At 43.3% G+C, this 14281-nt stretch carries 13 protein-coding genes and 1 other RNA gene; 2 read left to right on the top strand and 12 right to left on the bottom strand.

Features of this window, described 5'->3' with window-relative positions:
- Nucleotides 1–6: 6 nt before the first annotated feature.
- The 12 genes from fni to PCY17_RS03600 all read right to left on the bottom strand — a co-directional run bounded on the left by fni (nucleotide 7) and on the right by PCY17_RS03600 (nucleotide 11287).
- On the bottom strand, nucleotides 7–1008 hold the full coding sequence (gene fni / locus PCY17_RS03545) for a type 2 isopentenyl-diphosphate Delta-isomerase (RefSeq protein WP_084944327.1): 1002 nt from the start codon (nucleotides 1006–1008) through the stop codon (nucleotides 7–9).
- Nucleotides 992–1999, bottom strand: a complete 1008-nt coding sequence (locus PCY17_RS03550) for a phosphomevalonate kinase (RefSeq protein WP_084944326.1) — start codon at nucleotides 1997–1999, stop codon at nucleotides 992–994. The genes fni and PCY17_RS03550 overlap by 17 nt, the downstream gene beginning before the upstream one ends.
- Nucleotides 1986–2939 (bottom strand): diphosphomevalonate decarboxylase, encoded by a 954-nt coding sequence (gene mvaD, locus PCY17_RS03555; RefSeq protein ID WP_084944325.1) that lies wholly within the window; start codon nucleotides 2937–2939, stop codon nucleotides 1986–1988. Before mvaD ends, PCY17_RS03550 begins: the two co-directional genes overlap by 14 nt.
- On the bottom strand, nucleotides 2921–3799 hold the full coding sequence (mvk, locus tag PCY17_RS03560; RefSeq protein ID WP_084944324.1) for a mevalonate kinase: 879 nt from the start codon (nucleotides 3797–3799) through the stop codon (nucleotides 2921–2923). Before mvk ends, mvaD begins: the two co-directional genes overlap by 19 nt.
- Before the next feature lie 121 nt (nucleotides 3800–3920).
- Nucleotides 3921–4958, bottom strand: a complete 1038-nt coding sequence (cbpF, locus tag PCY17_RS03565; RefSeq protein ID WP_301391854.1) for a choline-binding protein CbpF — start codon at nucleotides 4956–4958, stop codon at nucleotides 3921–3923.
- Between the two features lie 99 nt (nucleotides 4959–5057).
- Nucleotides 5058–5747, bottom strand: a complete 690-nt coding sequence (locus PCY17_RS03570) for a response regulator transcription factor (RefSeq protein WP_000518005.1) — start codon at nucleotides 5745–5747, stop codon at nucleotides 5058–5060.
- A gap of 11 nt (nucleotides 5748–5758) precedes the next feature.
- Nucleotides 5759–7183 (bottom strand): NADP-dependent phosphogluconate dehydrogenase, encoded by a 1425-nt coding sequence (gene gndA, locus PCY17_RS03575; protein WP_050219820.1) that lies wholly within the window; start codon nucleotides 7181–7183, stop codon nucleotides 5759–5761.
- A 75-nt stretch (nucleotides 7184–7258) separates the two neighbouring features.
- Nucleotides 7259–8704, bottom strand: a complete 1446-nt coding sequence (locus PCY17_RS03580) for a cell division site-positioning protein MapZ family protein (protein ID WP_084877643.1) — start codon at nucleotides 8702–8704, stop codon at nucleotides 7259–7261.
- Nucleotides 8705–8716: 12 nt separating this feature from the next.
- Nucleotides 8717–9874 (bottom strand): class I SAM-dependent RNA methyltransferase, encoded by a 1158-nt coding sequence (locus tag PCY17_RS03585; RefSeq protein WP_301391855.1) that lies wholly within the window; start codon nucleotides 9872–9874, stop codon nucleotides 8717–8719.
- An 84-nt stretch (nucleotides 9875–9958) separates the two neighbouring features.
- Nucleotides 9959–10340, bottom strand: an RNA gene (gene rnpB / locus PCY17_RS03590) — RNase P RNA component class B.
- Between the two features lie 20 nt (nucleotides 10341–10360).
- Nucleotides 10361–10690 carry a cell division regulator GpsB gene (gene gpsB / locus PCY17_RS03595; protein ID WP_007518509.1) on the bottom strand — a complete coding sequence of 110 codons (330 nt, stop codon included), beginning with the start codon at nucleotides 10688–10690 and terminating at the stop codon, nucleotides 10361–10363.
- A gap of 69 nt (nucleotides 10691–10759) precedes the next feature.
- Nucleotides 10760–11287: a DUF1273 domain-containing protein gene (locus tag PCY17_RS03600; protein ID WP_301391856.1), complete on the bottom strand. Its 528-nt coding sequence runs from the start codon at nucleotides 11285–11287 to the stop codon at nucleotides 10760–10762.
- A 66-nt stretch (nucleotides 11288–11353) separates the two neighbouring features.
- Between PCY17_RS03600 and recU the strand changes: the two genes are divergently transcribed.
- The gene (gene recU, locus PCY17_RS03605; RefSeq protein WP_301391857.1) at nucleotides 11354–11950 is read left to right on the top strand and encodes a Holliday junction resolvase RecU; all 597 of its coding nucleotides are present in this window, start codon (nucleotides 11354–11356) and stop codon (nucleotides 11948–11950) included.
- Nucleotides 11947–14115, top strand: coding sequence for a penicillin-binding protein PBP1A (gene pbp1a, locus PCY17_RS03610; protein ID WP_301391858.1), 2169 nt, complete (start codon nucleotides 11947–11949; stop codon nucleotides 14113–14115). The genes recU and pbp1a overlap by 4 nt, the downstream gene beginning before the upstream one ends.
- Nucleotides 14116–14281: the final 166 nt, after the last annotated feature.

Below are 14281 nucleotides of genomic sequence, written 5' to 3' on the forward strand. Positions count from 1 at the left end.
ACCTCTCTACATCTGATCTTTTGCTTCTTTTAGTTTGCCATAAAGAATATAGTCTACGTTTTGTAGATCCGCTATGGTGGCACAATTAAGGGCACACATGATCAAACGCAGGTCTTCTTTCCAGCCTTGGACAATGCCAATCACTTCTTCAACTGTGTAGGTTTCAACCAATTCCAGAACGGTACGTGACAGTCCCACAGCCTTGGCTCCAAAGACCAAGCACTTAATCATATCCAGTGGGTTACGAACCCCTCCACTGACCAAGAGTTCGACCTTGTCTTTCCAGTCTTGGGCATTGAGAAGGGCTTGCATAGTAGACTGGCCCCATTGATTGAGGTAATCACGCTGGCCACTGCGACGGTTTTCGATATAGGCAAAGCTGGTGCCACCACGACCTGACAGGTCAACCGTTCGAACACCCAGATTATAGGCTCTCTCAATGGTCTTCACATCCATCCCAAAGCCCACTTCCTTTAAAACGATTGGAACAGGGATACGCTTGCTATAATCTGCTAGATGCGATTGCCAGCTTCGAAACTTTCTTTCTCCCTCTGGCATGAGCAATTCCTGCATGACATTAACATGCACTTGCAGGAGGGGAGGATTCATCGCTTCTACAGTCTGAAGTCCTAACTCAACAGGCTTGTCCAAGCCAATATTGGTTCCAAGAAGGAGATTTGGATGGCTAGTCTTGACAGAAAAAGAGTCATCTGTTGGATCTTTGAGGGCTGCGCTATAAGAGCCCGTCACAAACAAAATCCCACAGGCTTCTGCCACCTGAGCCAGCTTTTGATTGATTTCTCTCCCCTTATCGCTTCCACCCGTCATGGCATTGATATAAAAAGGAAAGTCCCACTTTCGACCTGCAAATTCTGTAGACAAATCAATCTCATCTAGGTCATAGAGCGGTAGCGAGGAGTGGATTAACTCAACCTCATCAAAGCTATTATAGGAGCTTTTTTGCTCAAGGGCATATCGGATATGCTCATCCTTACGATTTGTCGTCATGTCCTATCCTTTCTTGGTATAAGAGCTCAATCCCCAGATCGGCCCAACGATTTTTTAAGGTTTCAGTTGATTGCTCATCAAAACTCAAGGCAATCCCACAGTCACCACCACCAGCGCCACTACTCTTGGCAACAGCCTGCAAATCTTGACTGGCTTCTTTCAACTGTCTCAGCGAAGGTGTGTAAATATCTGCGCTCAAGCCTTCTAAAAGTCGACTAGCTGTTTCCACCTGCTCGATAATTTTTTCTGCATTCCCCTGCTCCAAGGCTTCTACCAAAGCAGACACCGTTGCTTTTGAGGAAGTTAAAAAATTCTGATTGATGTTTTGCTTGATTTGCTGAACCATTTGACTCGATACAGCCACTTGCTTGGTCCATCCCACTAGGAAATCACATTCTAGGGCAGGTTGTACGTGTGAGATAGAAAAGCCCCAATCACGCTCCAAAACTGTTGCCAAGCTTTCTTCTTCCAACCAAGTAGCTATCTTCTTTCGATCAAAAGATTGGTAGAGAACCAAATCCTCTGCCACAATACAGGCAAGGTCTCCCATAGAACCATTGTCTCCTCGCTTGAGTAAGACCGCGCTAGCCAGCTTGAACAAGAAATCCTGATCAACCGTAATATCATATAGAGCCAGCAGGGCCTTGATCACCAAGACAACAACACTACCGCTAGAGCCTAGACCAAACTTTTTCCCTTCTCGTTCCATTTTGCCACGGATTGCCAAGGAAAAAGGTCGCAAGGCTTGCCCACGATAAACGAGGAAATCTTCCACTAGAGCAATCGTTTCCTGAATCAAGCCGTAGTCAGGATTTGGCGTCAAGTCCACTGCGAAATCAAACATGTCTGAGTAGATACGATAGTTCTCAGAAAAAGCAATCTCAGCCTTCATATAGATGGGAATAGCCTTTATCAAGGCTAACTGCCCTGGCTCTAAAATAGCATACTCACCTGCCCAATAGAGTTTCCCGCAAGTTTTAACAGCAATCATCTTGGCTCAAATCCTTTGTTTTTGACACAATCAGGCGGTAACGTTGACCAAAGATTTCAGATAGATGATCCAAATCTTTCTCTTGACAGAGGACCTTGACATTGGGACCGGCATCCATGGTAAAGTAACAGGCTTCACCTTGCTCACGAAGCTGGCGAACAAAGTCCATGGCTTCATAGGAAGCATCCGTTAGATAAGAAAAGGCTGGACTAGCAGTCTTGGTCGTAGCGTGCATGGCTAGGGCATTTTTCTCCGTTAATTCCCCAACCTTAGCAAAATCATTCTCTTTGAGATAAACCAGCATATCCTGATAATCCTTCTCAGACTGGCGAACCCAATCATCAAAAGTCGTCGAGGTTTCCACACAGAGTTTCATCCCATCACGGCTAGAGATTGGTTTTTTCTTGTCCTCCAGCACTAACATAATCATAGCTAGTTTCAAGTCTGTTTCTACAGGGTAAATTTCCCCGCTATCCTTATCCCAGGCACCTAACGGTCCATAAAAACTGCGAGAGGACGACCCTGAGGCAAACTTAGCCTCCTGCGCCAACTGGCTCCGATTCAAACCAAGCTGGAAATAAGCATTGCAAGCCTTGACCAAGGCGGACAAACCACTAGAACTGGATGACAAGCCAGCCGCAGTCGGCATGTTGTTTTGGGTATCGATACGGACAAATCCCTCACCTTCTGGACGGTAACGGTTGATGATTTTGCTCATCTTGGCATGCTCAGCCTCACTCTGAAGCTGACCATTGATATAAAAGGTATCAGCAGTCGCATCCGTCGGTAGAGGCGACAAAGTCGTCTCTGTGTACATATTTTCCAAAGTCAGAGAGATACTGCTAGTAGCAGGAACCATCTCTTTTTCTTTTTTCTTTCCCCAATATTTGATAATGGCAATATTTGCGTAGGAACGTACTGTTACAGGCTTTCGATCCATGTCTGAACAGCTCCTTTCTCTTCTAATCGTTTTGCTAGTTCTTGCGCTTGATCCAGATTGGCTACCAAGGCGAGAATACAGCCCCCTAGTCCACCACCACTCATCTTGGCACCTAGAGCACCATGGCTAAGAGCCGTTTCAACGAGGGAGTCTGCCTCAGGGCTGCTGACACCAATTTCTTTTAAATGTAAATGCGCTTGACTGAGGATTTGTCCCAGTCCCTCAGCATCTTTTCGTCTAATTGCCTCTTCTGCCTGCTGGGTCAATTCTCCCAGGGCATGCAAAAACGGTAGGGCATCCTTCCCCTTGCTTTGAACTACTTGGATAGCTTCACGAGTGTGACCATACACGCCCGTATCTGCAATGACCAAATAAGCGGATAGATCCATCTTAAGCTCTGTAAATCCAAGGTTCTTGATAAAGCGAATAGGCTGGTCACTGAGACAGGTCTTGGCATCCAACCCGCTCGGATTCATATGGGCAATCATCTCAGCCCGATTGACCAAGATTTCCAATACATGATGAGGCAGTTCGGCTTGATAGTAGTCAAAAACAGCTCGAATGGCCGCTATGCTGATAGCCGCAGACGAACCCATCCCTCGTTTTTCAGGGATAGCCGAGTCAATCACACAGCGAATGCAAGCATCCTTGATATTTAGATGCTCAAGCGAGGCATACACCGCCATAGACAAGGTATCCTCCTCATAGAGGCGCCAAGGACTCGCTGCAGGAACTACCTTACAAGTCACCTCCACCTCCAAAAGAGGCAGGGAGATAGCAGGATAACCGTAAACGACCGCATGCTCTCCTATTAAAATAATCTTGCTATGTGCCTGACCGACACCAACTTTTTTTGTCATTTTTTCCTTTTGCTAGACGAAAAAGCCGTCTCATTTTTCATACAAGTATTTATTCTTTCCTATCTATTTTATTATATTTTCACAAAAAAAGCGATTGTTTCCTTCACAATCGCCTCTTTCCTTATTGAACCCATTCGCCATTATAGTTGACAAAATAGCCTTCTACGGTCGTATTCACTGCTAAAGCACCTGAGCTGTAAGCATAGTACCATTTGCCATTGACCTGGAACCAACCAGTCTTCATATCGCCATTACTTGTATGTAGATAATACCAAGTCGAACCTTCCTGATACCAGCCAATCGCCATAGCTCCTGATGAACGGAGATAGTACCACTTGTTACCAAGATATTGCCAGCCTGTTTTCATATCGCCATTTTCAGCATCTAAATAGTACCAAGTTGAGCCTTCCTGATACCAGCCAGTTGTCATAGCTCCTGATGAACGGAGGTAGTACCACTTATTGCCAAGATATTTCCAACCTGTTTGCATAATCCCAGTTGTTGGATCCAAGTAGTACCATGGAGCCGCTTTTAGCTTCTCTTCATCATAGGTTAGAGGATAAGCCTTGATCCAACCACGTGCTATCTCCCCAACAGTCAATCTGTTGATGCGAGAATCAAAGCCACCATCCTCCTGTAAATAATACCAATGCCCTTCGTCAGAAATCCAACCAGTTTTTAAAGTGTGATAGCTACGCTGATCTTCAAAATAATAGACTCGTTTCTCTGCTGGACTATCATATTGTTCCCCATGATGTTTGTTGGTATTTGTAGCAGTTTTTGCTTCTAAAACTTGCTTACCAACAAACTCTTGTAGTACGCCATCTTGATTAAAGTAGTACCATCTTGACATTGGCATATATTCTAATCTGATACCATTTGGGTAAGGACCAATGGTACTACCTTTATCTGGCATGGGAATATACTGCCATCCAACAACCATCTCACCTGATACATGATCAAAATAATAGTATTTACCATCAATCACTCTCCAGGCCTTTTCTTTGAGGTCCCCCTTTTTATAGTAGGTTCTACCATTTTCTTGGACAAATTGCCAACCTTCTGAATCAGCATCATCCGCCAATACTGCACTTGTCGCTAACAAAGCAAAGAAAAAGACTGTCAGTCCAACTTGCATCATTATTTTAAATTTTTTCATTAGATCTTTCCTCCATAACTGATTGTAGCAAAGACTTTATTGTATGTCAATATATAGAAACTTCTCAAAAAAAGCAGTTACACAACTGCAACTGCTTTTCTATTCTTGCATGGTGTACCCAACACCACGCACGGTTTTAATGTAGCTTTTTTGACCTTTTACATCAAGCTTGCTACGTAGATAACGGATATAAACATCCACGATATTGGTTTCTGTCGCACTTTCGTACTTCCAAACACTTTCCAACAACTGCTCACGAGTCAAGACCTTCTTGCTTCCCATGAGAGTGGCCAAAAGGTCATACTCACGGCGCGTCAGAGCAATCATCTCCTCGCCACGATAAACGGTATGATGTTCTACATCCATACGCAAATTGCGGTAAGACGTTGGGACCTTCATCTGACTACAGTGTTGGTCAATAAAGTCCCGACCTCGGAAAATCGCTGAAATACGAGCCACCAGCTGATCAATAATCACTGGCTTATAGATGTAAGAAACGGCGAAGCGCTGGATTGTCTCAATCTGATCTTGCAATTCTTCGCGATGGTCCAAGACCATGATCACTGAGGCTGGTTTTGTTCGACTCAGCCTCTCTGCAAAATCCTGGGCCGTCATATCCCCCAGACGAGCATTCAGTAAAATCAAGTCATAATCTGTCTGGAGAGCCATGGAGAGGGCTTTTTGCCCCTCCTCGACCAGATCAACACGGTATTGCTCTTTTTGGAGTTCCAGACTGAGAAAATGAGCGAGATTTCGTTCTTTCTCAAGTAATAAAATCCGTTTCCCCATGGCAGACCTACTTATTTTTCGTCATACCAAGAGTAGTGGAATGTTCCTTCTTTGTCTTTACGTTGGTAAGTGTGGGCACCAAAGTAGTCACGTTGCGCTTGGATCAAGTTAGCAGGAAGGTCAGCTGAACGGTAGCTATCAAAGTAAGTAATAGCTGCTGAGAAGGTTGGTACTGGTACACCAGCTTGAACAGCAAGAGCTACGATATCACGCACTGCTTGTTGGTACTTGGCAGTGACATCCAAGAAGTATTCATCCAAGAGAAGGTTTGCAAGGTCTGCATCACGGTTGTAGGCATCTGTGATCTTTTGCAAGAAACGAGAACGGATGATACAGCCATCACGCCAGATAGATGCGATGTCCGCAAATGGCAAGTTCCAGTTATTTTCTTTAGAAGCCACACGCAATTGAGCAAAACCTTGTGCGTATGAGATGATTTTTGAGAAGTAAAGGGCTTGACGGATCTTTTCAATCAACTCAGCCTTGTCTCCTTCAAATTTGAAAGTAGCTGGTTTTGGAAGCACCTTGCTAGCATGTACACGCTCTTCTTTGTATGTAGAGATGTAACGCGCAAATACTGACTCAGTGATCAGTGACAATGGCACACCAAGGTCAAGTGATGATTGGCTAGTCCATTTACCAGTTCCCTTGTTGCCTGCAGCATCAAGGATATAGTCTACGATTGGTCCATCTTGACCTTCATCATCTTTACGGCTCAAGATATCAGCTGTGATTTCGATCAAGTAGCTGTCCAACTCACCCTTGTTCCACTCAGTAAAAATTTCTGCCATGTCTTCTGCAGAAAGGCCAAGCAAGTGTTGCATGAGGTCGTAGCTTTCTGCGATCAATTGCATGTCACCATACTCGATACCGTTGTGGACCATTTTCACATAGTGACCAGCTCCATCAGGACCGATGTAAGTCACACATGGTTTGCCATCTTCTGGTGCTTTAGCTGAGATTTCTTCGAGAACATCAGCAACCAATTCGTAGGCTTCTTTTTGTCCACCTGGCATGATAGAAGGCCCTTCAAGGGCACCTTTTTCACCACCAGAAACCCCAGTACCGATAAAGTTGATACCTGAGTTAGCCAACTCTTCGTTACGACGGATGGTATCTTTGTAGAAAGTGTTTCCTCCGTCAATCAAGATATCACCCTTGTCAAGGTGGGGAAGAAGGGCTTGGATAGTTGCGTCTGTACCAGGTCCAGCTTGAACCATGAGCATGATACGACGAGGTTTTTCGATTGAGTTTACAAAGCTTTCCACGTCATAGCTTGGTACAAAGTTCTTTTCAGGATGGCAAGCAATGACATCTTCTGTTTTTTCTTTACTACGGTTGTAAATGGCAACTGTATAGCCACGAGATTCGATATTTAGGGCAAGGTTACGACCCATAACGGCCATACCTACGACACCAAAGTTAGCTTTTGTCATGTGACACTCCTCTTGTTTAATATGTTTTATTTTATCATTTTTACCTATGAAAGGAAAGAATTTTGTAACGGTCTCCTAGTAGTCCAAGTCATCTGCATGACCAGAACCATTCCCTACAAAGTAACCAGTCTTACAGTTGAGGGTGAAGAGATAGGTTCCATCTGGTTTGTAGAGGTTGTAATAACCATTTCCGTTTACAATATTGACACGTTCTAGGATATATTGATTTCCAGTGATATAGCCACGAGCACGTGATGTTGCTAGGACTTGTTCCAATACACCATCCGCAAAGGTCCAAGCAGGGTTGTTGCTATCGTCTACAGCTGATTGGTTGTAAGGTACACGACTAGCACTTCTTTGAAGATTAACCCCATCGCCAGACAAACCACCATTCGTGTCTCTAGCTGGTGCCGTGGTGCTTGTTGAAGGGGTCGTACTGCTTGCATTGCTTTCTGTAGCTGAACTTGAGCTTGCTTGACTCGTGCTAGAGCTTGAACTTGAGTTGGAAGCACTGGTTTGTTGGCTCTTTCCAAGACTAATGGCCTTATCCAAGAGTTTGTCTAATTCTGTGTTCCCTGTCTTGATTTCTGTAAATTTAGCATCCGCTTTGGCTTTCGCATTGGTATCCAAGACACCGTCCGTAATAGCTGGACTTTCAAAGAGGGCATTAACATCTTGAATGGCCTTGATTTGAGTTGCTAGGCTATCATATCTTGACTTAGCTAGTGTATAATCACGGCTACCTTCTAACTTATCTAGCAAGGTTTTCAATTGGCTCAATTTATCAAACTGGCTGTTTTTCAGAGCTGTCTTATTAGCATCTGTATAGAAAGTATCATAGAGATCATTGAAGTCTTTCAAAGCTGTTTGTGTTCCTTGATCATCCGAAGAGGCTGCTTGAGAAGACTGGATTTCTTGGTTTGAACGAGACACTTGTCGGTAGACATAATATGTTCCAGCAAGCACAAGGATTGCAGCTACTACAGAAGCAATGATGATGACACCTTTCTTCTTAGAGCCTGTTTCAGGTTCTGTTTGAGCCGAACGTGATAGAGGTGTATAAATCTCCTCTTCTTGTTCCTCATTTATTTCCTTGGGCTCTGTTTCTGTTAAAACGAGAGGCTCTATTTCAGCACTTTCTTCATCTTGAAGTGGTGTAACAAACTGAGTAGTCTCTTCATTTTCTATCTCTTCAATAGATTCCTCGGAAACCAGGTCTGAATCGTCTACCTGATCAGAAGATTCACTTGATTCACGAACTTCTTGGATCATTTCCTCTAGGTTTTGAGTAGAAGCCAGTTCTTCTTTTTTAAACTGACGAGTTTCAAACTTGTCAGCTTCGATTTCCTCACGGTGCTGTTTGATGTATTTGTCTAAGATATTGTCCTCAGGCAATACTCCAGCCTCCACCTCTTCATTCTTACGAATGACTTGACCAACAGTCAAATCTTTTGCTTCATCAAAGTCAAATTTGGGTTCTTGATGTCCTTTTTTATGACGATCACGTCTTTTCTTACTCATGAGTTCACCTTTCTATTTTACCTCTTGGCGTTTGACACGCTGACCAAAGTATTGATACAAATCCACTTTTAAGGTCCCGTTATAGAGTTTTCGCTTTTTATCAGCTGGACTTCCGTACTTGCTTTCAAAAGCTTCGTCACTCGTCAGGATAAACTTACTCCACGTTTTCAGTGGTGCAAAGATCTGTCCCATCTCAGCATAGAGCTTGGTAACTCCTGCATCATCAGACAAACGTTCCCCATATGGTGGATTGGAAATGATAACGCCATTAATCTTGTCTGTGCGCAAGTCCTGTACCCGCATTTGCTTAAAGGTGATGTCACCTGCGACACCTGCTGCTTGAGCATTTGCCTTGGCAATCTCCACCATGCGAGCATCAATATCACAGCCCATAATGTCCAGCTCAAGTTCACGATCCATTTTCTTAGCCGCCTCTGTGCGAACTTCTTGGATTAACCGATCGCTGACCCAGTTCCATTCCTCAAAAGCAAAGGAACGGCGAAGTCCTGGTGCCATTTTTCTTGCAATCATAGTCGCCTCGATACAGAAAGTTCCTGACCCACAGGTCGGATCAATCAAGGGCTTGTCTGGATACCAGTTAGAGAGTTGTAAAATGGCCGCTGCCATATTTTCCTTGATTGGCGCCCCACCCTTTTCCGTACGATAACCACGTTTAAAAAGGCTAGAACCTGTCGTGTCAATCATGACAGTTGCCACATCTTTCAGGATAGATACCTCAATCTTAAACTCGGGACCAGTTTCCATCAAGGGAACTCCTTCTGGACGGGCATAGTGTTTTTGTAATTTCTTTACAACAGCCTTCTTAGAAATAGCCTGAACACTGGGCTCGTTGTGGAGTTTAGACTTCACACATTTGGCCTTTGAGATAGGGAACCGCGCCCCAAGCGGAAGATAGTTTTCCCAATCTAGAGCAAAAACACCTTGAAAAAGCTCTTCAAAAGTCTTAGCTGGAAAACTTCCGACTACAATCTTGATGCGATCCGCTGCACGAAGCCAAAGATTGGTCTCGATGATTGCCTTCACATCTCCTTGGAAACGGACACGACCATTTTCAACCTGGCAATCATAGCCTAGTTCTCGCACCTCACGTCCAACGACAGCCTCGAGACCCGCTGCAGCAGTTGCGATTAAATTAAAATCTTTTTTCATTTTACAGTCTTGTAAGACCTTTCTTTTGTTCACTTTAAAAAATGAGGTTGAGAAAGATTTCTCAGCCCCAACCTATATGCAATTTTCTATAAGCCATGTTTTGTTCCAGAAGTGACTAGGACCACTTCCTTCGATAATCATCTGTCTACCGCTAACAGCATAAATCTGCTAGCAGTCAGAGTACTACGTTCGTTTCCGTGCACTCCATGCCCCGACCAAAATTTGGGTTGCTAGCTTGAGGGGTTTACCGCGTTCCACTCTCTCTGTTTCCAGAAAGACTCCGTCACTGTGGCACTTTCAAGCCTATTTTGACCTATCCGAAGACTTAGCCATTTCGACTGCCGTAACGATTTCTCGTCCCTAGGCTTATGGATTCGCCTAGCACAAACACTACAGGCATCACAGCCTGTGCTAGCATGGACTTTCCTCATGAAAAGAGAATCTCTTCACGCGATTATCCAAAAATTGCACTCATTCCTTAGTCAATTATAAATCTTGGTTGTCTAAGATTTGCTTACCAAATACTTCTTTTTCGAGACGATTTAAGCGTTTCAAAATATCAAAGTTTGTCATTGAAGTAGAAGCTGTTACTTCAATAGAGTCTGGTTGAGTTGGAGCTACCTGTGGTTTACGAGATAATTCTTCTTTCAAATCAGCAATCTCTTGACGAAGAGATTTGACCAAAGCCGCATAAGTTTCATAATCCTTAATCACATCATCAAGGAATTCATCCACTTCTGCTTTGCTGTATCCACGTACTTCACGTCCAAATTCTTGTTCAAAAATATCTTTCGCTGAAAATATAATACTTGCCATGTCTCTCTCCATTCTGGGTTACTAGTATTATTATATAAAAAAAGACAAGTAAAAATCAAGGTCAAAACCTTACTTTTCGGAAAAATTTTCTACTATTTCATTCAAGTCCTCAAATGTTAATCGTCTTGTAACATAGTCCGCTTGATTTTTCATCATTTGGTAAAAATATCGTAACTTGGTTTCCTTTTCTTCGTCGTAAAAAAGATAGCAAGTATCTGTATTCTCCAGCAGAAATTTTTGATAATCACGCAGTTGCCCCTTGTGCTCATATTGTGGATAGGCATATTTGACAAAGTCAACCTGCTTAAACTCACTCAATTTCGCTTGATTTGCTTCATTCCAATTACTGCCATGGGTTTCAAAATCAAAAATGGTCGCCAATTGAAATCCATAGTCTTCTTTCATTTCTTTAGCTACTTGAAGTACCCAGTACTCAAAGCCCAGAGTCCCTGTAAAGACAAGCCAGGTCACCCCTTCCTCTGCTAGACCTTCCAAGTCTCTACCAATGGCTGTTTTGATAATATCAACGCGAATATCCTTGTCATTAAAGAGACCAAGGTCGAAGGCAGAATAGCCTATAATCAAGGCTGTATGCATTTTTCATCCTTTCTGTATACTTTTATGGTATAATAGAGTGATGTTATTGTACCAATAAGGAGAATTATGGTCAACTATCCACATAAAATTTCATCACAAAAAAGACAAGCACCCCTGTCACGAACTAAAAATTTCGCAAATCGGGGGATGTCCTTTGAAAAGATGATCAATGCTACGAACGACTACTACTTGTCGCATGGGCTGGCTGTTATCCACAAAAAACCGACTCCCATCCAAATCGTACGTGTCGATTATCCCCAAAGAAGTCGAGCCAAGATCGTTGAAGCCTACTTCAGACAGGCCTCAACAACAGACTATTCGGGGGTTTATGATGGATACTACATCGACTTTGAAGCAAAGGAAACTAGGCAGAAACATGCGATCCCGATGAAGAATTTTCATCTCCATCAGATCCAACACATGGAACAAGTCCTTGCCCAACAAGGGATCTGCTTTGTACTCCTTCACTTTTCTTCTCAGCAAGAAACCTACTTATTGCCGGCCATTGACTTGATTCGTTTCTATCATCAAGATATGGGACAAAAGTCAATGCCACTTGGATATATTCAAGAAAATGGATACAGGATTGAGCCTGGTGCCTTTCCTCAGATTCCCTATCTCGATATTATCAAAGAACATTTACTGGGTGGTAAAACAAGATGAACAAACAAATTTTCCTGCGAATAGCTAAGTATGTCAGTATCTGTCTCTTAACTGTATTTATCGCAGTAGTTGTGCTAGGCGGAGGACTCTTCCTCTACTATGTCAGCAAGGCTCCGACCCTATCTGAAAGTAAACTAGTCGCTACAACGTCTAGCAAGATCTATGACAAAAACGATGAACTCATTGCCGATCTTGGATCAGAACGTCGGGTAAATGCGCAAGCAAATGAAATCCCTACAGAGTTGGTTAATGCCATCGTCTCAATTGAAGACCATCGTTTCTTTAATCACCGCGGGGTTGATACTATTCGTATCCTCGGTGCCACTCTACGAAATCTTCGTGGTGGTGGAGGCCTTCAGGGAGCTTCAACCTTAACGCAGCAGCTGATTAAATTAACTTATTTTTCTACATCAACGTCGGACCAGACCCTTTCACGTAAGGCTCAAGAAGCTTGGCTGGCCGTTCAACTTGAACAGAAAGCAACCAAGCAAGAAATCCTGACCTACTACATCAACAAGGTCTACATGTCAAACGGTAACTACGGAATGCAGACTGCTGCCCAAAGTTACTATGGCAAGGATCTCAAAGATTTAAGTATTCCTCAACTGGCTCTCCTTGCCGGAATGCCTCAGGCACCAAATCAGTATGATCCATACTCACATCCAGAAGCTGCTCAAGAACGACGCAATCTCGTCCTCTCTGAGATGAAGGGACAAGGTTACATTTCAGCTGAGCAGTATGAAAAAGCAATCAATACTCCAATTACGGACGGACTTCAAAGTCTAAAATCGGCTAATAGTTATCCTCCATACATGGACAACTATCTCAAAGAGGTAATCGATCAACTCGAACAAGAAACAGGCTACAACCTCTTAACGACTGGTATGGACGTCTACACCAACGTTGATCCTAAAGTTCAACAACATCTCTGGGATATCTACAATACCGACGAGTATGTCAACTATCCAGATGATGAAATGCAAGTAGCTTCAACTATTGTGGATGTGACAAACGGGAAAGTCATTGCTCAGTTAGGTTCTCGTCACCAATCAAGCAATGTTTCCTTCGGAATCAACCAAGCTGTTGAAACCAACCGTGACTGGGGTTCTAGCATGAAGCCAATCACAGACTATGCTCCTGCCTTGGAGTATGACATCTACGACTCAACTGCTTCGATTGTACATGATGTTCCATACAACTATCCTGGAACAGACACCCCTGTTTACAACTGGGATAGAAGTTATTTTGGAAATATCACCATCCAATATGCGCTCCAACAATCACGAAACGTTACAGCCGTAGAAACCTTGAATAAAGTTGGTTTAGACAGAGCCAAAACCTTCCTAAATGGACTTGGTATTGACTATCCAGATATGTACTATGCAAATGCCATTTCAAGTAATACAACTGAATCTAATAAAAAGTATGGAGCAAGTAGTGAAAAGATGGCTGCTGCTTACGCAGCTTTTGCTAACGGTGGTATCTACCGCAAGCCGATGTATATCAACAAAATTGTCTTCAGTGATGGCAGTTCAAAAGAATTCTCTGATCCTGGTACTCGTGCCATGAAAGAGACGACCGCCTATATGATGACGGATATGATGAAAACTGTCCTAGCATATGGAACTGGTCGAGGAGCCTACCTCCCATGGTTGCCACAAGCTGGTAAAACTGGTACATCAAACTACACAGATGATGAGATTGAAAACTACGTCAAGAACACAGGTTATGTAGCTCCAGACGAAATGTTCGTTGGCTATACTCGTAAATATTCAATGGCCGTTTGGACTGGTTACTCGAACCGCCTGACTCCTATTGTTGGTGATGGCTTCTATGTTGCTGCTAAGGTTTACCGTTCGATGATGACTTATCTATCTGAAGATGATCATCCTGGCGACTGGACTATGCCAGAAGGACTCTACAGAGGTGGAGAATTCGTCTTTAAAAAAGGTGCACGTCCTGCGTGGACTACTCCTGCTCCTCAACAGGCCCCAACACCAGAAAGTTCGAGCTCGACATCAGAAAGTTCAACTTCACAGTCAAGCTCAACTACTCCAAGCACGAATAATAGTGCAAACAATAATACCAATAACCAGCAACCAAATACAACGCCTGGTCAACAAAACCAGAACCAAAATCAGAATCCTCAACCAGCACAACCATAACATTTATCACCCAGAAAAATCTGGGTGATTTTTTCATAGCACTATTGCATCTATCTGCTTAACAAAAGCCTGAGAAGACATCTTCTCAGGCTTTTTCTGTACTATAAACCTCATTGGGAAAGATAGGAAACGGATTTCGTAATCTTGTTAAGAGGTTTTACTAAAT

Source organism: Streptococcus sp. SO2 (genome assembly GCF_030440025.1).